10 protein-coding genes are annotated in these 23087 nt (G+C 43.6%); 3 read left to right on the top strand and 7 right to left on the bottom strand.

From position 1 onward, the window contains the following. Positions 1-5: 5 nt before the first annotated feature. Both QWZ07_RS02490 and QWZ07_RS02485 read right to left on the bottom strand, forming a co-directional pair. Positions 6-806: a DUF481 domain-containing protein gene (locus QWZ07_RS02490; protein ID WP_029223360.1), complete on the bottom strand. Its 801-nt coding sequence runs from the start codon at positions 804-806 to the stop codon at positions 6-8. Between the two features lie 180 nt (positions 807-986). Continuing rightward, positions 987-1883: a hypothetical protein gene (locus QWZ07_RS02485; protein ID WP_192854585.1), complete on the bottom strand. Its 897-nt coding sequence runs from the start codon at positions 1881-1883 to the stop codon at positions 987-989. Positions 1884-2300: 417 nt separating this feature from the next. On the opposite strand from QWZ07_RS02485, the gene tnpA reads away from it, so the two are divergent. Then, positions 2301-2738 (top strand): IS200/IS605 family transposase, encoded by a 438-nt coding sequence (gene tnpA, locus QWZ07_RS02480; RefSeq protein ID WP_192854767.1) that lies wholly within the window; start codon positions 2301-2303, stop codon positions 2736-2738. Between the two features lie 26 nt (positions 2739-2764). On the opposite strand, the gene QWZ07_RS02475 is transcribed toward tnpA, so the two are convergent. Further along, the gene (locus tag QWZ07_RS02475) at positions 2765-3073 is read right to left on the bottom strand and encodes a putative quinol monooxygenase (RefSeq protein ID WP_192854616.1); all 309 of its coding nucleotides are present in this window, start codon (positions 3071-3073) and stop codon (positions 2765-2767) included. A gap of 218 nt (positions 3074-3291) precedes the next feature. Next, positions 3292-4434, bottom strand: coding sequence for an acyl-CoA desaturase (locus QWZ07_RS02470; protein ID WP_065104753.1), 1143 nt, complete (start codon positions 4432-4434; stop codon positions 3292-3294). A 167-nt stretch (positions 4435-4601) separates the two neighbouring features. Between QWZ07_RS02470 and QWZ07_RS02465 the strand changes: the two genes are divergently transcribed. Continuing rightward, a complete protein-coding gene (locus QWZ07_RS02465) occupies positions 4602-5147 on the top strand; it encodes a GNAT family N-acetyltransferase (RefSeq protein ID WP_017082115.1) in 546 nt (181 codons plus the stop codon). Between the two features lie 120 nt (positions 5148-5267). Here the strand turns inward: QWZ07_RS02465 and QWZ07_RS02460 are convergent, their stop codons facing one another. The 3 genes from QWZ07_RS02460 to QWZ07_RS02450 form a co-directional block, all read right to left on the bottom strand. Continuing rightward, positions 5268-6356 (bottom strand): GGDEF domain-containing protein, encoded by a 1089-nt coding sequence (locus tag QWZ07_RS02460; protein ID WP_192854618.1) that lies wholly within the window; start codon positions 6354-6356, stop codon positions 5268-5270. Positions 6357-6541: 185 nt separating this feature from the next. Beyond that, the gene (gene ylqF / locus QWZ07_RS02455; protein WP_192854620.1) at positions 6542-7477 is read right to left on the bottom strand and encodes a ribosome biogenesis GTPase YlqF; all 936 of its coding nucleotides are present in this window, start codon (positions 7475-7477) and stop codon (positions 6542-6544) included. 309 nt (positions 7478-7786) lie between these two features. Continuing rightward, the gene (locus tag QWZ07_RS02450) at positions 7787-8746 is read right to left on the bottom strand and encodes a peptidoglycan DD-metalloendopeptidase family protein (RefSeq protein ID WP_192854621.1); all 960 of its coding nucleotides are present in this window, start codon (positions 8744-8746) and stop codon (positions 7787-7789) included. 258 nt (positions 8747-9004) lie between these two features. Here QWZ07_RS02450 and QWZ07_RS02445 point away from each other — a divergent pair, with 258 nt between their 5' ends. Next, positions 9005-22510 (top strand): tandem large repeat, encoded by a 13506-nt coding sequence (locus QWZ07_RS02445; RefSeq protein ID WP_290253556.1) that lies wholly within the window; start codon positions 9005-9007, stop codon positions 22508-22510. Positions 22511-23087: the final 577 nt, after the last annotated feature.

Here is a 23087-nt window from a genome sequence, read left to right as displayed (position 1 = left end):
GATCTTTAAAAGTCGTAGTTTAGATTCATTGAGCTGTAGATTTCAGCGTTACTCTGGTCTGACGCAACAGTGGTGTTGTAAATATACTCGGTATCAAACGTGAGTGCCAAATTGCCCATCAGAATGTTCTTCAAATAGCCCTTTAGGTTGTAGTTGGTGTTCTCTTCACCGTAGGCTATGTTTGCGGTTGCACCCATAGAAAAGGTTTCAGTGAGCGTTAGTGAGCCATCAACACTCGCATTGACGATCAGTTCATAGTTCTCTTTATTCGGAAACTCTTCATCGGAGGATTGTCGTTTACTGATTCGATAACCCGGGCCTGCAGAGCCCTGCAGTTTAATTCGTTCAGTATCGTAAAAATGACGACCTAAACCTGTTGCGGTAATAAACTGCTTTCGATAAGTACCAAAGTGGTCGTGCTCAAAACGAGTTGTTGCGACCAAATAGGTGACTTCGTTTAAGTCATAGCTGATGCCATAGTTGGTGGTATAGCGATTGGTACCATCTTCATCATTTTCGGCATCGGTATAATACGTATCGAACTGTACTCGTTGTCCCCAGTGTTCTTTTTTGTAGCCTACAGATATTCCAGAGTTAATCGACAACGATGAACTGGTGTTTTGAGAGTAGATAAACCCCAATTTGGTCAACGTAGTGAAAGGCGATTCGTCTTCTTGTTCTGACTCTTGATTCAAAATTGCTTCATTTTCGAAGGATTGTTCTTCAGTAAGCTCAGCTTGTGCTGTAAGAACCGGTTCTTCCACCGATAGCGTTTCTTCAGCGAATACTTGAAAAGACAGAACCATCGCTGTTAAAGGTAGCGGGTTGAAATATTGTTTGTGTAGAACAGTGTTTCTTAATGTGAATGTAGTTTGTGATATAGCGTTTATCGACATAATGGTTAGGTATATAAAGTGATTTAACACGACCAACCAAGGGTTAATCGTGATGAGTAGACAGTGATCGAATCGAAAGTTTTTAGTGAGCTACGACGCGATAGGCAACGGGGAAAAGAGGGTTTTAATCGCAGAGAACCCGTTGCCTCTATGAGGGTTGAAATCTTCAATATGTACAAAGAATTCAAGGATCTCAGAGGGTTTGTCATCTTCAATCAATAAGAATTCCAACAACCCTTTTTCGATATGACACGAAAGAATGGTTTCGTTTGAATGGTCTGTTGAAATCTGTTCAACATTGATCACAACGCTTGTCTCGGGTAAGACATTGAAAGAGTCCTGCGCACATTTAAGAATACAGCTGCACACGTACTCTCGATATAAGGCGTTACTTTCTGAAAGGGACAAGGTTTCTAACTTTACTTCGCCTTGGCATAAGACCTTTTTATCTTTAGGGATCACGTTGTGCTTATTAACCTGAATGTTGATTTCTAACAGGTGACCATTCTTGTAGGTATTAAAGTTGTGGTTTATTAGTTTGGTGTCGACCACTGAGGCGTTCATCGGGTTCTGCTGAGCTTCAGAAAGGGCAGACAGCTTTGCTTGGCTATCGTTATTCAAAACGCCTTGCGACAATTGATTGCCTTTTGTCCAGTAACTGTAGTTCTGTACCCAATCTACAAATTCCGCTTTGTATTGTTCGATGTCTTTCTCTGCTGCTAGCTCGACATTGTTTGTGAGGGTGTGAAACTTAGATTTGTTACCCAACAGTATATCTAGCCAGTATGGTTTGTATTCATCAAGCGCTTCCATGGCTTTGACTTTATGGTCGAAGTGGACTGTTGGCATTGCAGGCGCAGGTTCCATGGCAATCGACTCCCAATTCACTTTTGGTGTTGGAATGGTATGTACGGATTGGATTAACTGCAGGTGCTGGTTGAACAAGGTCACTTCACTAACCGCGTTCTCAAGTTGTTTCGTATTCATCTACATTCCTGTCGACTGTTGTTCATATCGTTTAGCGTTCATTTTATGGCCAAATGACACTCGGAATATTTCAATGAATGTGAATGATCTTTCGTGAGGTTGTTTGATAATGGTTTAGGAATATTTGTAGTGGTAGGCAGTTTAGTTGCTGCTTATTAAGGGGGACAAATAATACAGAGGTAAGGAACTTAATGAATTCGAAAAAGTATAACTGGTAAGAAAAGATAAACCCTGCGGTCAGAGCAGGGTTTTTATTGAATCAGTTCTGAGTGACTGGTTAGGCGATGTGCGTCATTTTATTGGCTCCTCAAAACCACCGCCTAGGGCGGTGGTGATTGTTCCTTGAGGCTATAGCCTGAAGAAGTGCCCATGTTAGAAGTAACCTCTTATTCACCACAAGTAAGAGGAAACAACCACATGGGCGATTACAGAAGTTCATCACATGTCTATTGGCGTTGCAAATACCATATAGTTTGGACTCCAAAGTACAGATATAAGATTTTGAAAGATAAGGTAGGAAAGGAGCTTTATCGTTCAATCTATATTTTGTGCAATATGAAAGACTGCGAAGTTTTAGAATTAAATGTTCAACCAGATCATGTTCATCTTGTTGTCATTATTCCTCCCAAGTTATCAGTATCGAGTTTGTTAGGAGTTTTAAAAGGCCGAACAGCAATTCGACTTTTCAATAGATTCCCACATATACGTAAGAAATTATGGGGAAATCACTTTTGGGCTAGAGGGTATTTTGTAGATACGGTCGGTGTGAATGAAGAAGTCATTCGGCGATATGTACGACACCAAGATAAGCAGGACATAGAGTATGAACAACAATTACAGTTATTGAAGAACTGATAGCGCGGACGCCCCCTTTTAGGGGGTTATAAAGCAAAACCGCCTTCTAAGAAGGCGGATATTTTTTTAAGCACAAAGGTTTCAATACAATCTTCAGTCGCAGCCATGTAGTCGGCGATGTGTTGGCTCGCTAAGTGTTTGTCTAGATGGGCTTCAGACTCCCAGTTCTCATGAAAAACGAAGTGAGCAGGGTTGATGTTATCTTGGTGCAGGTCGTAGTTAATACAGCCGTCTTCAACACGGGTTTTGTCGATCAATTTAATCATCTCAGCTTTTACAAACTCAGTTTTGTCTTCTTTAGAGACGATCGTTGCAATAATAGTCAGCTTGCTCATTTTCAATTCCTCGGCTTTAAACTCGATAAGTTCACGTAATATAAGTATAAATTCAGATTGAAGAAAGAGTTCTGAAATCCAATAACTATGGTTCTTGGCATCCACAATTCAAGCTCAAGAGCTGAAAGCTAGTGGTAATCCATTACGCTGATTAAAAAAGCCCTCATAGCAATATGAGGGCTTCAGAACAAGAATCAAACTGTGTTGTTACTTGGGTGTTAAGCGTATTGTTCTACTGTCATCGCCCAATTTTTCTTCTGTTGTTCAAAATTCATTTTGATTTGTTGGTAGCGAACTTTAAGAACAGAGTGTTCGTACTTTTTCACAACGTCTTCACGTTTACTTTCAAGTAGCTGTTTTTTGACTTCGTAGTATTCGTTCATGTTTGATACTAGAGCATCGAACTCTTGTTGAAGCTTGTCTGCGATTTGCTGTTTGTCGGCACGGTGCATGATTTTCTGCTGAGTGCGTTTCAGTAACATTGTCGCTTCGGCCTTTTCAATACGAGCTTGTGGTGTTTTCTTAAGCTTACTTGCTAGGCCCATCAAAGAAGCACTCTTAATCAACCATTTCGTTGGATCGTATTGCCACCAGTAAATGCCATTACGGTAGTCGTTCTCAAAGATGTGGTGGAAGTTGTGGTAGCCTTCGCCAAAAGTGAGTACTGCTAACACACCGTTATCACGAGCTGTGTTTTTGTCAGTAAAAGGTTGGCTACCCCAGATATGAGCAAGAGAGTTTATGAAGAAGGTTGTATGGTGGTTAAGTACCAAACGAACCGCACCTACGATTAACAACATGCCAATCACATCGCCGTAAATCACACCTAATGCGATAGGAACACCAATGTTCATGAGTAACGCGAGCAAAACGTAGTGCTTATGCTGCCACATCACGATCTTGTCTTTCTTCAGGTCGCGACAATTCTCGTAATCAGTATACATTGCTGTGTTGTAATTACGGATCATCCAACCAATGTGTGAATACCAGAAGCCACGTTTGGCTGAGTATGGGTCTTTGTCGTTGTTGTCGACATGCTTGTGGTGCACTCGGTGGTCAGAAGACCAGTGTAGTGCACTGTTCTGGAGAGCAAATGCACCGCCCAAAGCAAACAGGAATCTTAGGCTTGAATGCGCTTCAAACGCTTTATGAGACCATAAACGGTGATAGCCTGTTGTGATAGACAGATTACAAAAAGTAAAACAGACCGCTAGCCATATCCAGTGCTCCATTCCATAGCCAAAAAAGTAGCCATAAACGGGAGCCGCAACAACAGCAAGCAGCATACTAGAAGAGAATACAAAAATATTGAGCCAGATTAATGGTGGCTTCTTTGTTGATGGTTTGTCAGCACTATTCATTAGCAAAATTTCCATTGGGCTTACATCTGTGCGCTAGAATATCAGCGTACACGTGTAAGTCAATATTGAAAGTGTAAACGTGTATTAGTATGTTTTGCTTAAATATTGTATAAAGGTAGTGTGAAATGTAGTAGCAAGTCATAAATGGAAGTACTAAGGGCTAATAAATGGAAATTAAGGTAGCTGAATATAAAGATTATGAGCGGATTGCCCAATTACACGCGGATAGCTGGAAGCTATATTACCGTGGCATTCTTGCTGATGATTACTTAGAAAATGATGTTTTGGAGGACAGATCTGTTATTTGGCAGACTCGTTTGATTAATCCTCCTTTTAACCAACATGTTTTATTGCTTGAAGAGGGCGGTTTACTGGTTGGTTTTGTCTGCGCGTTTGGTAATCACAACTTTGAACGTGGTACGTTCATTGATGCGTTACATGTAGACAATAATTACCGCGGTCGTGGTGTAGGCAAACGTCTTTTGTCTGAGTTATCGAAGTGGTTACAGCAATATTATTCGGATTCAGGACTGTACCTAGAGGTGATGTCTGAGAATCACCAAGCCATTGCGTTTTATCAAGCGATTGGTGGCAAAGAAGAACTAGAGCAAGTTTGGAACGCACCATGTGGGAGCCAAGTGAACGAGAAGGTGATTTCTTGGGGTTCTCCAGAGGAGCTGGAACAAAAAACGGCGAGTGTTGTGTATTCTTAACCCGTAATTAAATATGCCTATTTTTAACGAACTAACGTTAATTTAAGTGCGGTTAGAACGAATAAAGCCCCAGACTGAATAGGTCTGGGGCTTTCTCATTTTTAGGGCGCTATTGGGCTTCTAGTCCGACCAAGAAATGCAGTTTCTTCCCTTCTTCTTCGATGAATAGAGAGCTTGATCGGCATCGTTGATGAGTTGTTCAACCGATCCTAAGGCTTGAGTCACATGCTTGACGCCAATAGATACCGTGACTTCAAATCGAAGCTGAGCTGGGCAAGCCAATAAGTCGTCTGCTAGCTGCTTAATGCTTGCTTCACTCTCGTTTTGGATGATGACCAAAAATTCTTCACCTCCGTAACGAAAGCAGGTGCTATGTTGTGGCAAGGTGTCTTGAATAGCTTCAGCCAAATCTTTGATGACTGCATCCCCGGTCTGATGGCCATAGGTATCATTGATTGACTTAAAGTGATCAACATCGATCATGATAGTGGTCATTGAAAGCTGGCGGTCAATGTTCGGTTCAATAACTTGATGCAGATACAGTCGGTTATAGCATCCGGTGAGTGCATCTTGATACGAGAGAGCTTCAAACAAGTTAGATTGCTTACGTAGCTGGATGGCTTGTTTACGAAGCTGTTCTGATTGAGTAAAACGTTTATGTACTTCGAAATCTCGTCTTAAACAAGAGGCTGCAATAAGAATGTAAGCTGAAGCGTATACGGAAATAGTTTCCATTTCGTGACTAGGTTCTGCTGCGTAAAGTGGTGGTGCTAAGCCAACGAGATAGCATAAGAAGATAATGGTCAGCGCGCTTAAACTATATCGAGCGGACATTCTGGAAAATGTCCCAACGTAGATCATCACGAGGATGGTGCCACCTTGATAATCTAAGTTCCCGAAATCAATGGCGATGCGACCAACATAGACGAGAAATAGGGCGCTGATGACCAGAAGACAAGCTTCGAGCTGCTGCAAGTGGTTAGGTTTATGTTTGATGCAGTAAGCCGCAACGAACATCATGATGACGAAAAGTACCGTTCTCAACACCACAGGGAAAATGCATTGTGCCCCAAAATTGATGTAATCGGAGATAATGAAAGTAAAGAATATGGTAATAGGTACGTAGATGAATTTTACGTACGGTAGATAGATTTCATTGTCGAAATAAGTCTTAAATCGTTGGTTTTGAAATCCGGGGTATGAACGCATTGGAGGTAAATCGCTACTGTGTCACAATAATTTGGTGCAAGTATGTCTACGTCAATGCTGGTTGTAAATGCGAGTTTTTATTTATGTGACAATATGTTAGTTCTATCATCATAGGTGTGCAGTTTTTATGCTCACGCTCTAACTTTTCGCGGTCAGAGCGTGAATATCTTATAATTTCAAAGACGTTAGCGCTTGTTTTTCAAGTAACGCTTACGGCGCTCTTCTTTCTTCTTAATCTGTTGTTCAGCTTTCAGTGCAGCCGCTTCTTCAACTTCAACCAGTTCTTTAGTAATCATCTCTGGTAGCTCTAGCGTAACTTTACCTAAAGTACCGCTGCGAAGTTCGTGAAGAAGGATTTCAGAACATTTGTGAATGTCTATATGACCACCTGCACGAAGTGCACCGCGCTTACGACCAATGGCTTCCATCAATTCGATATCTGACTCTGGCAGTTCTTCAATTTGGTAGCGTTCTTTCAAAAGGTGAGGGTACTGCTTAGCTAGATACTCGACGGTGTAGAATGCGACTTCATCGTATTCCATTGCCGTGTCTTTTACCGCACCTGTAGCGGCTAGGCGGAAGCCACTGTGTGGGTTTTCTACTTTAGGCCAAAGGATTCCTGGAGTATCTGAAAGGATCACGCCATTTTGAAGGTTGATACGTTGTTGGCGACGAGTTACTGCAGGTTGGTTACCCGTTACCGCAATCGTACGTCCAGCCAAACAGTTGATGATGGTCGATTTACCCACGTTCGGGATGCCCATGATCATTGTACGAATATTCTTACCCATCTGTTCACGATGCGGTGCTAATTTACGTACTAGCTCCATAACGTGGTTAACTTCTTCTTTAGCGCTGGTGGTAATCGCAATCGCCTTAACGCCTTGCTCTTTCTCGAGGTGCTCAATCCAACGCTCAGTAAGCTCAGGATCAGCAAGGTCGCGCTTGTTCAGTACTTTTACACAAGGCTTATCGCCGCGCAGTGAAGAGATCATTGGGTTTTCACTACTGAACGGGATACGAGCGTCCAGTACTTCGATGATCACATCAACCTGTGGGATAACTTCTTCGATTTCTTTGCGGGCTTTATGCATGTGACCCGGAAACCATTGAATAGACATAGAGATAAACCTTGATAAATATATTTGCTGCACATTGTAAGGGTTCGCTAGGGCGTGTAAAGCGCTATATCGCCTAGAAGAACTACAGAAAAAGACATTTGCGCAAAGATTCTTGGGAGTTCAATTGAAATTGACTACTAAGTTACAATTTAGAGCACAGTTATCATATGGCTAACTCTTTGATTAAGTGTTAAAAATTTCAGGTTAGCTAGTGAGGGACGCATTATTTGAATCGATTATTTCGGGGGTAAATAATGCGTGTATCTGCTTGGTTTGCCTCAAAGGTAAATCGAATATTACTAGGGGAACCTATGTTGGAGGTTGGTTTGATTGTACAGATTGAGCTAGGCTTTTTATTAGCTGCTTACGTTCAGCTTGAGCAATGTATATAAATTGGTCGTTGTAGCTTTTTTCTGCGTTGATATATTGTTCGAAGTTAACCGGTACTCCAGCAACCGAAAGCTCTAAATGCAAGTGAGGTCCAGTTGTCCGGCCTGAATTCCCAGTAAGACCGATTATCTGACCTTTAGTGATGTATTCCCCAGCTAAGACATGTCTTTCTGAAAGATGAAGGTAGCGCGCATAGTTTCCATCAGTGTGTTTTATGGTTAAGTAGTTACCTGCGAAACGGTTATATCGAGACTTCAAAACGACACCGTCGGACAACGAATGAATCTCTGTGCCAATAGGTGTCGCGTAGTCCGTTCCAAAATGAGGTGCAATTCGATTCGTTATAGGGTGTTTCCTGTTTAAATCGAATGATGAACTTACTCGATAATGCTTAGGAAGAGGGAATACATAGCCTTTATTTATTTTATATCCATTTTCGTTATAGATATTATCATCCGCCCCTCTCATAGCAAAAAATTCTATATCACTGCCTAAATAGTAAAAAGCACTGACATATTCTGTGTTTGTACCATCATGTTGGGTTTTTATTGAAAACTTATCACCGTTGTTAACTGATTTAATAATGTCAAAATTATCACCTAACAGACTCAATAGTGATTTTAATTCATTGTTCGTCAAACCAGAGGATAGTATAGAACTGACAAAAGAGTATTTCACAACCCCTGAAACCATTTCAGATGTCGGAGCTGGGGTTGGAATATGAATGCTTTTGGGCTTGGCTATTTTAGGTGCCTGTTTTTTATCAGTATTTGAATGATTGTAGCTTAGCGATATGGCTGTTGAAACGATCAAAAAAACCATCAAAAGGCCAAAGGAAAGGGTGCGGCGACTTAAATGGCTATTTATTTTCAAATACATAAATTATCAATAAAATTCGGTTAATGGATAAAAATAAGAATTAGATCATAATATTTATTTGTTTTTTTTGCATGTTATTTTAGTTCATTCCTTCTTAATGACTGGCTAAAGGCATAGGGTGTGTTTCTAGAGTGATAAAAAACAAACCTTTCACCTTTTGATTTAGCTAAACTGTACTTTGCAAGTAGTTATTATGTCATGTTGAGAAAATTTTAGACGATAATATAATCGCGGCAAAATATACTCTGCCAGAATACTATGTTCACTAAAAATACGCTGAAATCAACATTAGGTCTTATTGTTACGTCGCTTATCTTAAGCGCATGTGGCGGTGGGGAAGGTGGAGGTGATAACACCCCGCCAGCAAGGAATACCGGAAGCATCTCAGGTAACGTTTTTGACGCTCCTGTGAGCGGTGCGAAAATTGAGGTGTTTGAATACAAGGATGGAAACCTAGGTAGGAAGTTAGCAAGTACGACTTCCGATGCTTTTGGTGACTACAAGGTTGAATTTGAATCTTCATCGATGCCACTTTTCATCGTAGCTAAAGAAGGCAGTTATACTGATCCCTTAACGAAAAATACAGTGTCTGTCAGTAACGGCAAAACGCTGCGTTTAGAAGCTATGCTCAATTACAAAGAAGGGCGTGATCAAAACTTAATGCTGACCCCTTTGACGAACATCGTTTCAGGCTTAACTCAATACAAAGTAGGCAGGGGAGTGTCAGACTCTACTGCTATATCGGAATCACTAAATAGCATTAACGATATGTATGGTTTCGATGTCAATGAAACTACTCCGATAGACATTACTAAAGGTGGTCAAAGTAGTTTTGCTACATCCGGTCACCAATATGGTGCTTTGTTAACCGCTTATTCTTCTTATTCGTACGACCTAATTCAAAAATACGGTGATACTCAGAGTAATATTTACACATCGATGCATTTGGCTGATATCCAATATCGAGATGTCATTGCCGATGGTCTTCTTGATGGGCTGGAAATAAGTACTGTGTCGGGAGGGGTAACCCCTTTAACCTTCGGTCAACAAAAAGTCTCTAGTGATATTTACACTAACGATTTGGCACAGCATGTTCTAATTGTCGTCAATGATCCTAACTTAAATATTTCAGGAACAGACGCAGACGACTATGTTGAGTTTAGCCGTAAGATTAATGACCAAGGCACCAATAGCGGTACTGGCGGTGTGATCCCTCCTCGCGATGAAACCGAAATTGATACCGAAGCGCCTACAGTGTCTAGAACAGACAGTGATGTATTGGCAGGTCTCGATAAAGTGGATATTAAGCTCAATGATGAAATTGGTGTTCAAGGTGTTTCAGCGTACCTTGAATACCAACTGGACGGTGTCTGGTCTCTCGAGAGTCAATGTGACGATGAACAAACTTCGGATAGTGAGTTTTGTTTCTTGGAGTTCGACGGCTTTGAATCTGGTCTTAGAGAAACAAGTATTAAAGTAGGTGTAGACACAAAAGCCATTGACGCGGTAGAAGTGGGACTCTCAAATGTCACTGCGGCACGTTTGGTTTTTTATACGACTGATGTCTTAGGCAACGAATTAGTTCAAGGGCGAGATGTTGGCCAGTATATAAACTTTGAATGGGACAACAATGCACCAGTAATTGAGGTAACTTCAGAAGAGACTTTCAATGGTAAAGATGATAACTATTTTCTTAGAGGAATTATAAAAGAAGATTATCAAAATATCGAATCAACGACGGTAAGAATCAATGGAGAACTACCTAAAAATTTAGAATGTAAGCCGATGAACGCTGAGTTTGGTAGCGCTTGTAGCTTCGAAGAGAGCTATCCTGCAGCGGACTTTTCATCATCAACAACTTCATTTGAAATTACGGCGACAGATACGCAAGGGAATGTAGGAATAGAGCCACATACAGTAACTAAGGATGATCAAGCTCCGGAGCAAGTAATTAGCTATCCAAAGAATGCTCCAATGAATTATATCAACGTTAGTGTTGATGGGGAGCGAGTATCTAAAGAAGATGTTTATACGCAAGATACCTACACATCAGAAACGGTTCAATCCACTCGTGATTATTTGAAGATTGATTACATTTACGCGAGTAAGGGGATTTTAAGCTCAATTCCAGGTGTTGATTTCAGTGACTTTAATGTCAACCACCTCAAAGATAACAAAATTCCATATGTTCGTGTCAGAGTTTCAGATGGCAATGGAGATACGGGGTTAGGATCTAGTGCCGACAAACTTAAGCTAGTTGTTAAGTATTTAGTAAGCCCAAATAATGATAACAACTACGCGCTTCAGAAGGTGACCGATACCGTAGCCTCTGCCGCTAAAATACCCCACGAAACTATCTCTGATACTGAAGGGCACGTAAATGAGGTCATCTATTATGTTCCTTTTGTAAAAGAGATACTTGGTGACAACTTCGATTCTACATCCGAGAACAGCAGTCAAAAACTAGTGATTCAAACTATTGACGAGTCTGAAAATGAAAGTGCTGAGCAAGAGGTATATTTTCGTAGTAGTTTCGACTTACCGACAATGACGATTGTTACTCCATTTATCGGGGCTAGTGTGCAATTGGAGGGGTTAAACTCGAAGGGGGAGTTTACCTCGTTAGGAAGATGTACCACTATTCAACACTTAGAAAGTGATGGAACAAATAAAGCACTAGATGTTGCTGGGTGTGAAACAACAACCGATGTAGTTAACTACGACTTTATGCGAGTGCGGCTAATCGGTATTGATGGTAATACACAACCGCATTACTACAAGTGGGAAAGTGATCCGGGTACACAATCAGAACAAGTGAACTTAAATAGCGCGAATATAGGAGCTTACTTCAAACTAAATGGTTCTAAAACTTTTTATATTACCGAGCTAGCAACATACCAGACCGGACTGTTTGACTCTCAATGGAATCAAGTTGAAGCTGGAAACAAGACCCCTGAGAATGCCGCACGAATTTTAGACGACGTAGAATATGCTCTCGCTGGTGGAAGTGACTCATTCTTTGGTTTCGACCCAACGATCGTTTCGTATGCGACGAATGAAATGTTGAAAGGTGCTATTCCGGAAAAACTGCCAAATAATTACATTCATAGGTTTTTAGTAGAAGCGATTTACGACATTACCCAAGTAAACAATATGCTACTAAGTAACTCTGTTGATTTTGCTTCCGCTATTTATGATGACTTGCAGTACGATGGCCAAGCTAACGGTATTGGTAGTGGGGGTAAAAAAATAGTTCTAGATTCATATGAATTTAGCTCAAAGTCTTACCGTAATGACTTAGCGCAATCGTACTATAACATTATGACTGAAAAGTATGGTGTTACAGCTAACCTAGCTCAGCGATACGCCGATCAGATATCAATGGCTAACCCAAGCCTAGATGGCGAACAGATCATAGACGGTGATGTCGAAAGTATTGATCAATCACCGCCTCAACCTTCGCTAAGTATCGAAAATGGCCGAGAAACATGGGTTGGAAATAAACGTTACGTTGCTGGTGTTTTAAATTCGCAGATTCTTTTGGAAGATCCATCTGGCATTGTAGTAGAAGAAGGCAGTCAGCCATCATTTGTTACTATGTGGTATGAAAAAACTGAACCGAATACGGGAACTCCAATTGACCTGAATATTCGAGAGTCAGGTGGTGATAGTTATAAAAAAGAGTATCTATTTACCCTTGATACTGAGTCGTCAAATCTCACAGGTATTGACAAGTTTGAGCTTATAACGAGTGCAATGGACGAGCATGGAAATAGCTATGGTTACAATGGGGAAGATCCCCATATAGAAACCTTATATATCGATAATGATTATCCTTTGGTCACTTACACTCCCCCGATCGGTGGTGACGATAACCCGGTCGAAGAGGGCGTCTACCTGAACACCAATTATAACCAAGAACTCACTTTTACAATTGATGATCCTGTAGGGGATAAGTTGGATAAGCGCGGCCTAACTTTCTATAACGCGGCCACAGGAGAAAGCAATAGTTATGCTCCGAACCGTTTTTCAAGTAATGAAGAAAAATATTTTAAGGTGAAACTATGCTCTGGAGAAAAATGTAGCGCAGAAGATAATATTCTTAGTCCAAAAGATGGTAATTGGACTGTATATGTGAGTGCTGAAGACAATTTGTCTAATATAGTTAACCGTCAGACGACCAATGCTCCTCAATTTAGTGTATTACTTGATTCAAAAGGTCCGGTAGTAAACGGATCTAAAATTGCCAACCATCTGGGTGGTAACTCAAGTTGGGTTCCTGATATTACTTGGAGTTTAAGCCCTGGAAGCTTGGTTAAAGTCGAAATGAAGCCAGAGTCTGGAAGGCGTTTCACTTTACAACAGTACGAAACCGAACCTGAAGAGAGTACTGAACCGTATCTCTTTGGTATTCAGCCTAATGTAGAGGTGAGACTAGTTGCAGATGCATTTAAATATAATGAGAAAAACTTTTTCTACGTAACAGCAACAGACAGCTCTTTTCCATTGGGTACACACAGTGGTGAATTTGAATTCTTAGTCGATAATAAGGGGCCAGTAATTGAACTTGCTGACCCGTGGGTAATAGATACAAACTCCGGTGAAAGCTATGTTCTTGGTACCAATTTTACAGTGAAGATTACGTCAGTATCTGACGATTCTGACGTATCTAAAGTTGAACTTTGGCAACAAGGTCAAGCAACTGCAATACGTTCAATTGACCCCAAAGATCCAACGCAGCCTTTTGATATCGTAATTACAGAAACACAAAGTGACGCTATCGTAATTGGGGAAGACAAAAAGGCTAATCTGTACCTTAAAGCTGTAGACGAATATGGATTTGAATCTGAAACGGAAATAAGAACTATTCTGTTAGATCGTGAAGGTCCATCATTAAAGTTAAATGGGTTTGATCCGGAAAGTTTCTATCTTGGTAATTATGTATTCAACCTTTCTGCTCAAGATTTAAATGACAGGGGAACACCTTCGTCAGAGGGTGTTAACAAAGAAACATTAGAGTATTGGACTTTTAAAGAAAACCCCTCTGATGCAAGCACCTTAGTTGGTGATGAAATGAAGATCCCTTTAGGAGGCGAAAACTATGTCGATAGTGCGACTCGCACAATCAGATTAGGTGGTTCCGACATTAGAGGGAATACGACAAGCGTAGATTATGTGGTTAAAGTTCAAAACTCAAAGCCCACGATTAAATCGGTTACTTTCACATATGAAGGTGGCACACCAGTTTCTTCTGCTGGTGGCCAGATACAAATTACTCGTAGTGAACCTGTAATTATCAGTATTGCTGCCGAAGACGAAAGCGGGATCCCGCTAGTTGAAGGTACTTATAAATATGGTGAACAAACCAACAACATCTCATTTTCTCAGAAAGACGGCTTATGGGAAGCTAGGTTGACAGAGGCCGATCTAACGGAAGACGGAGCCTATCAGCTGGAATTCAAAGTTTATAATAATGTTCGCTATAACTCAGAACAAGAAAGGCCGTCTGCAACAAGGTCAGCAAGTATCAATGTGCAACGTCAAGGCGTAGCTCTGTCAATCGCAAAACCGACTGACTTCCAAAGTCATATATCGGGAAGTACCCTTAATGTTGAATTTGACCCTGTGGGTGAGGTAAAAGCGAGAACATTAGAATGTTGGGTAAGAGAAAATTACACATCAGAAGGTGTACCGGAAGATGGTCCAAACTATGCTTATTCAGGTGTTATAACTAATCCTCAAGAGAATTATAAGTGTAGCGTTACAACTGATGTGAATATGTCTGTTTCACCTGTGGTTTTGATAACTAAAACAGTCGGAACGAATGGCACTGAAACTGTTAATAAGTTCAGCTTTAATATGATGGATATCGATGTCCCAACGGTTGAACAGGACACATATCAATTTACTGGTAATGACGTTGGTTTGAACGACAAAGGTGAGAAAATTTTGAGCTTAACATTGAGCTTCAAAGACAATCTTTCTGGTGTGGATATTAGTGATGGTAATGAGCCATTATTAATAAGAAACCGATTCAACAAGTCTTTTAAACCAAATAGCTGTAGCACGAAATTGGGTATAACGACCTGTTCGTATACAGGTTTGTATGCCGATATCCTCTATCCAGGGGCGTTGCAGCATTTATACACGATTAAGAACTTGTCTGATATCGCCGGAAACTTGGGTTCGGATCATGCGTTAGAATTATTGCTTCCAGCCCGGGGCGATTTAGAAATCGCCATTACCAGCCCTGCTGAAAATACTTTTATTCGAGGTGAGACTCTTGAAATGAATTTCAAGGTAAAGGTCGGACAAAATGATGATCTGGAAAATATCGTCGTGACTCTAGATGATGCTTCATACAATCTAAATGATAACCCAGAGAACTTTAGCCCTTCTTTCATTAAGTGCGAGGATGACTATTCTTGCTCTACGTTTACCGCGCCATTAGGTGACAAACTTGATGGCAAAAAAATTGAGCCGCGAATACAAATTATTGATGTATGGGGTGAATCAAAGAGCGATGAAGTCCGTGTAACGGTCGATAATAGCGTTCCAAATATTGACGATACAGTTACCCTCAATGAATCTCCGGACGATGCTAACTTGGTTAGATTCCAGTTTTCGGTTTGGGATGAAGGGAGTGGAATTGCAAGCGTTAAATACACGTTAAGCAATCCTAAGCATGTCTTCGATAAAGATAACATTCCCGACAATTCGCATCTCTATTTTGATCTTCCGAAAACTGAGTTACAGGGATTGAATTCGATACGAGTCAATGTCGAAGCAACTGACAATGTAGGTTGGACTCAAAACAAAACGATTGATATTGACATTAGGGTACCAACTATTGATTTGGCTTTTGATGGAATAACAAGTTTACAAGGGGATAAGCTTGCTTTTACCAATGAAAGCCAAGCGTTCACCATTACTTCTGATGAGGGAGAGGATGTAAAAGCTGCTTCCTATTCTATAGATTTGGTTCCAGCTTCAGGTAGCACAATTAAGTTTTCTGGAAAAATAGCCTCTTCAACAGCTTCAGATACGATGACATTTGATATCGATGCTCAAGCTGAGTATAGGCAAAAAGTAACCGTAACCGATTCTATCGGGCGAGTCATAACCGACGTTAATGTGCTCAATAAGACTTACGATTCTAAAGGCATTGCGTCCATTGTTGATTACCAAGCTCCGGTCATTTCAAGTATCACCAGTACTCAGGATTCGATGATTCCGGAGGAAGGGCAATATTATTTGGATGTAAGAGCATACGTCTTCGATAAAAATCTAAGCAGTGTTAATTCTACTGCAAACAACGGTACCGATGCCCCGGTAAACCCACAGTTAATTGAAGAACCAATCAAAGACGGTGACCCTTACTTGATACGTTATCTTTTATCTCCTGGCGATTATCTAATAACGGTAACAGCAGACGACTTAGTTAAACACAAGACCGAAAAGTCACTAAATACAAAAGTTGAAGCAGCAAGTATTCCAGAGCTAACAATATCAACGGCAGCATCAATGCCTTTGGCTGGTGGAGTCGAAATTCCACTTTTGTTTACCTTCACTGAAGAGGTTAATCAATTTGAATTTTCAGATGTAGAGATTCAAGCAAGTGATGGTAATGATACAGGCGAGCTGAAGCAAGCATCATGGAGTACAACAGACAACATAACTTGGACGGTCAATTACATAGCTCCTGAAAAACAAGATAAAAACATAACCATACGGGTCGGTGATAATAGTTACGAAAGCGTAAATACTATCCCCGGAACAGGGGATAGTTTGGTTATGGGGGTCGAGGGTGTACTGCCAACGCTGACCAAAGTGACGTTTGATCCTACTTATCAAGAAATCGGTAAGGATGTTCAAGTTGAGCTTAAGTTTGACAAAGAGTTGCAAGAGGCCAAGGCTACATTAGGCGCGAACAATATTACTATGATTTCTGATACTGAAAATAAGAAAGTTTGGACCGGAACCGTGAATGTCCCAGACGTACCAGAACTCGGTGTTGACCTAGTGGTGAGTCAATATAAAGACCTAGTAGGCAATGTGGGCGAGGATAACACGTCATATGAATTGCCAATCACGCCAACGTTAACTGTTGAAGCTATCAGTGATGTTAACGGAGAGGGTGTTGCTAACGTTACAGTCAGTGGCGGCAGTAAACGCTTTGAAATCGGTGATAGTTTTACGATTAAGGCAAGGGACTCGGAAGGGAGCGAAGTAACCGTAAACCCAAATCCAAATCCAAACGCTGACGGTGATTGGAGTTCAAAGCTCGACGTGTCTGGTCTTAAAGATGGCACCATTAGAGTGACGGTTAACGGAACAAACAAGTTGAATGCGCCAGCAGCAGAAGCGGAGACGACATTTACGCTGACACAAACTAAGCCAACGGTGGACGACAGCCAAACGTCGATTAACCCGACGCACGCAGCGGCGGGTGAGAGCGTGACAATTACCGCTACATTCGACAAAGGCGTCACAACGCCAACGGGTTCGACGCTGGGTACAGCGGCGATCAACTGGACAGCACAATCGGGTACTCAAACCCAATGGGTGGGTACAGCAGAAGTAGCGTCGGTTGCGGATTCGGTGAAGAGTGTGGCGTTAACGCTGCAAGGCTTTAGTGATGCAACGGGCAATACCGGTGAGGCATTCACTTCTAGCAAAGCGCTAGCGATGACCCCAACCTTAACCGTTGAAGCTATCAGTGATGTTAACGAAGCGGGCGCTGCAAGCGTTGCAGTCAGTGGTAATAGCACACACTTCGAAACCACCGACACATTGACCATCAAAGCGGTCGATACGGACAATAAAGAAGTCACGCAAACCACGACAGTGGCTGCATTGGGTAAATGGAACGCGACGTTAGACGTCTCTGGTCTTAAAGACGGCACCATTGCGGTGACGGTGAACGGGACTAACGACTTGGAGGCGCCGGCAAAAGAAGCGGGGACGACATTTACGTTGACGCAAACTAAGCCAACGGTGGACGACAGCCAAACGTCGGTTAACCCGACGCACGCAGCGGCGGGTGAGAGCGTGACAATTACCGCTACATTCGACAAAGGCGTCACAACGCCAACGGGTTCGACGCTGGGTACAGCGGCGATCAACTGGGTAGCACAATCGGGTACTCAAACCCAATGGGTGGGTACAGCAGAAGTAGCGTCGGTTGCGGATTCGGTGAAGAGTGTGGCGTTAACGCTGCAAGGCTTTAGTGATGCAACGGGCAATACCGGTGAGGCATTCACTTCTAGCAAAGCGCTAGCGATGACCCCAACCTTAACCGTTGAAGCTATCAGTGATGTTAACGAAGCGGGCGCTGCAAGCGTTGCAGTCAGTGGTAATAGCACACGCTTCGAAACCACCGACACATTGACCATCAAAGCGGTCGATACGGACAATAAAGAAGTCACGCAAACCACGACAGTGGCTGCATTGGGTAAATGGAACGCGACGTTAGACGTCTCTGGTCTTAAAGACGGCACCATTGCGGTGACGGTGAACGGGACTAACGACTTGGAGGCGCCGGCAAAAGAAGCGGGGACGACATTTACGTTGACGCAAACTAAGCCAACGGTGGACGACAGCCAAACGTCGGTTAACCCGACGCACGCAGCGGCGGGTGAGAGCGTGACAATTACCGCTACATTCGACAAAGGCGTCACAACGCCAACGGGTTCGACGCTGGGTACAGCGGCGATCAACTGGACAGCACAATCGGGTACTCAAACCCAATGGGTGGGTACAGCAGAAGTAGCGTCGGTTGCGGATTCGGTGAAGAGTGTGGCGTTAACGCTGCAAGGCTTTAGTGATGCAACAGGTAATACCGGTGAGGCATTCACTTCTAGCAAAGCGCTAGCGATGACCCCAACCTTAACCGTTGAAGCTATCAGTGATGTTAACGAAGCGGGCGCTGCAAGCGTTGCAGTCAGTGGTAATAGCACACGCTTCGAAACCACCGACACATTGACCATCAAAGCGGTCGATACGGACAATAAAGAAGTCACGCAAACCACGACAGTGGCTGCATTGGGTAAATGGAACGCGACGTTAGACGTCTCTGGTCTTAAAGACGGCACCATTGCGGTGACGGTGAACGGGATTAACGACTTGGAGGCGCCGGCAAAAGAAGCGGGGACGACATTTACGTTGACGCAAACTAAGCCAACGGTGGACGACAGCCAAACGTCGATTAACCCGACGCACGCAGCGGCGGGTGAGAGCGTGACAATTACCGCTACATTCGACAAAGGCGTCACAACGCCAATCGGTTCGACGCTGGGTACAGCGGCGATCAACTGGACAGCACAATCGGATACTCAAACCCAATGGGTGGGTACAGCAGAAGTAGCGTCGGTTGCGGATTCGGTGAAGAGTGTGGCGTTAACGCTGCAAGGCTTTAGTGATGCAACGGGCAATACCGGTGAGGCATTCACTTCTAGCAAAGCGCTAGCGATGACCCCAACCTTAACCGTTGAAGCTATCAGTGATGTTAACGAAGCGGGCGCTGCAAGCGTTGCAGTCAGTGGTAATAGCACACGCTTCGAAACCACCGACACATTGACCATCAAAGCGGTCGATACGGACAATAAAGAAGTCACGCAAACCACGACAGTGGCTGCATTGGGTAAATGGAACGCGACGTTAGACGTCTCTGGTCTTAAAGACGGCACCATTGCGGTGACGGTGAACGGGACTAACGACTTGGAGGCGCCGGCAAAAGAAGCGGGGACGACATTTACGTTGACGCAAACTAAGCCAACGGTGGACGACAGCCAAACGTCGATTAACCCGACGCACGCAGCGGCGGGTGAGAGCGTGACAATTACCGCTACGTTCGACAAAGGTGTCACAACGCCAATCGGTTCGACGCTGGGTACAGCGGTGATCAACTGGACAGCACAATCGGATACTCAAACCCAATGGGTGGGTACAGCAGAAGTAGCGTCGGTTGCGGATTCGGTGAAGAGTGTGGCGTTAACGCTGCAAGGCTTTAGTGATGCAACGGGTAATACCGGTGAGGCATTCACTTCTAGCAAAGCGCTAGCGATGACCCCAACCTTAACCGTTGAAGCTATCAGTGATGTTAACGAAGCGGGCGCTGCAAGCGTTGCAGTCAGTGGTAATAGCACACGCTTCGAAACCACCGACACATTGACCATCAAAGCGGTCGATACGGACAATAAAGAAGTCACGCAAACCACGACAGTGGCTGCATTGGGTAAATGGAACGCGACGTTAGACGTCTCTGGTCTTAAAGACGGCACCATTGCGGTGACGGTGAACGGGATTAACGACTTGGAGGCGCCGGCAAAAGAAGCGGGGACGACATTTACGTTGACGCAAACTAAGCCAACGGTGGACGACAGCCAAACGTCGATTAACCCGACGCACGCAGCGGCGGGTGAGAGCGTGACAATTACCGCTACATTCGACAAAGGCGTCACAACGCCAATCGGTTCGACGCTGGGTACAGCGGCGATCAACTGGACAGCACAATCGGATACTCAAACCCAATGGGTGGGTACAGCAGAAGTAGCGTCGGTTGCGGATTCGGTGAAGAGTGTGGCGTTAACGCTGCAAGGCTTTAGTGATGCAACGGGCAATACCGGTGAGGCATTCACTTCTAGCAAAGCGCTAGCGATGACCCCAACCTTAACCGTTGAAGCTATCAGTGATGTTAACGAAGCGGGCGCTGCAAGCGTTGCAGTCAGTGGTAATAGCACACGCTTCGAAACCACCGACACATTGACCATCAAAGCGGTCGATACGGACAATAAAGAAGTCACGCAAACCACGACAGTGGCTGCATTGGGTAAATGGAACGCGACGTTAGACGTCTCTGGTCTTAAAGACGGCACCATTGCGGTGACGGTGAACGGGACTAACGACTTGGAGGCGCCGGCAAAAGAAGCGGGGACGACATTTACGTTGACGCAAACTAAGCCAACGGTGGACGACAGCCAAACGTCGATTAACCCGACGCACGCAGCGGCGGGTGAGAGCGTGACAATTACCGCTACGTTCGACAAAGGTGTCACAACGCCAATCGGTTCGACGCTGGGTACAGCGGTGATCAACTGGACAGCACAATCGGGTACTCAAACCCAATGGGTGGGTACAGCAGAAGTAGCGTCGGTTGCGGATTCGGTGAAGAGTGTGGCGTTAACGCTGCAAGGCTTTAGTGATGCAACGGGTAATACCGGTGAGGCATTCACTTCTAGCAAAGCGCTAGCGATGACCCCAACCTTAACCGTTGAAGCTATCAGTGATGTTAACGAAGCGGGCGCTGCAAGCGTTGCAGTCAGTGGTAATAGCACACGCTTCGAAACCACCGACACATTGACCATCAAAGCGGTCGATACGGACAATAAAGAAGTCACGCAAACCACGACAGTGGCTGCATTGGGTAAATGGAACGCGACGTTAGACGTCTCTGGTCTTAAAGACGGCACCATTGCGGTGACGGTGAACGGGACTAACGACTTGGAGGCGCTGGTAAAAGAAGCGGGGACGACATTTACGTTGACGCAAACTAAGCCAACGGTGGACGACAGCCAAACGTCGATTAACCCGACGCACGCAGCGGCGGGTGAGAGCGTGACAATTACCGCTACATTCGACAAAGGCGTCACAACGCCAACGGGTTCGACGCTGGGTACAGCGGCGATCAACTGGGTAGCACAATCGGGTACTCAAACCCAATGGGTGGGTACAGCAGAAGTAGCGTCGGTTGCGGATTCGGTGAAGAGTGTGGCGTTAACGCTGCAAGGCTTTAGTGATGCAACGGGCAATACCGGTGAGGCATTCACTTCTAGCAAAGCGCTAGCGATGACCCCAACCTTAACCGTTGAAGCTATCAGTGATGTTAACGAAGCGGGCGCTGCAAGCGTTGCAGTCAGTGGTAATAGCACACGCTTCGAAACCACCGACACATTGACCATCAAAGCGGTCGATACGGACAATAAAGAAGTCACGCAAACCACGACAGTGGCTGCATTGGGTAAATGGAACGCGACGTTAGACGTCTCTGGTCTTAAAGACGGCACCATTGCGGTGACGGTGAACGGGACTAACGACTTGGAGGCGCCGGCAAAAGAAGCGGGGACGACATTTACGTTGACGCAAACTAAGCCAACGGTGGACGACAGCCAAACGTCGATTAACCCGACGCACGCAGCGGCGGGTGAGAGCGTGACAATTACCGCTACATTCGACAAAGGCGTCACAACGCCAACGGGTTCGACGCTGGGTACAGCGGCGATCAACTGGGTAGCACAATCGGGTACTCAAACCCAATGGGTGGGTACAGCAGAAGTAGCGTCGGTTGCGGATTCGGTGAAGAGTGTGGCGTTAACGCTGCAAGGCTTTGAGGATGCGGCGGGTAATACAGGTGTTGAATACACGTTGGACAACGCGCTAGCGATAACCCCTACTATCGCTTTTGAAACGATAAACGATGTCACAGGCCCAACAAAAGTAACTATCAATGGAGCAACTACTCGTTTTGAGGAGTGGGACTCAATAGCACTCAAAGCTATTGATACCGATAGCTTGAAGGTTTTAGGCAGTGCAACAGTGCTAGCCGATGGTACATGGACCGTTGATCTTGATTTGTTTACTTTGAAAGACGGAGATATAACCGTTTATGCAAGTGGCACCAACTCATTATCTGCGCCCGCTGATGAGGTGAGTACAACATTCAATTACTCTAGTACTACAGCGCTTGTTGTTCCAAACTATTGGTAAAGTAATTCCGCGGAGTTACCCTCCCAGAAAGCAGCCTAAAAGAAAGCTCGCTTTCTTTTTACTCGAATTAAAGTGCTCTATGTTAAAGCCCGCATCTAATCTGAATAAGAGAGATAATGTGGTGAATTCGCCATAAAGGTAAATATTTATAACACCTAGGCTGATTCTGCTTTAGTTTTTTATTGATTAAATTTTCCTAATGAATAATAGACTGGAATAGTCTATGTTTCCTTGCATGGTATAAATCGAGCATAGAACTGAGCATGTTGAGGTATGCTTCCTATCAATCTGTTAAACGTACTACAGGTTGTAGAAATTTGAATATGCACAGTGGACTTAATCATTTCTATTCTCCTCAAGTCGATTTTGTTGTACAGCAGTGACTAATATTGATTAGTTTAGTGATGCTGAGCCATTGAAATGAAAATTATTTTGTTTTTCCTATCTCATTATTTAGTCATATTTTCAGTCAGATAACTAATATAACTGGTGATGCAATCAGAATGGCAATTGCATAGATATTTTGCATAGTAGTTTTTGGTGTTATCTCTAGAAAAGTGCCATCTTGATATTAAAT

It is taken from the genome of Vibrio lentus (genome assembly GCF_030409755.1).
In the GTDB taxonomy this organism is placed as follows: domain Bacteria; phylum Pseudomonadota; class Gammaproteobacteria; order Enterobacterales; family Vibrionaceae; genus Vibrio; species Vibrio lentus.
The sequence above is the reverse complement of the archived record's forward strand: the minus strand, read 5'-3'. Positions and strand labels throughout refer to the sequence as shown.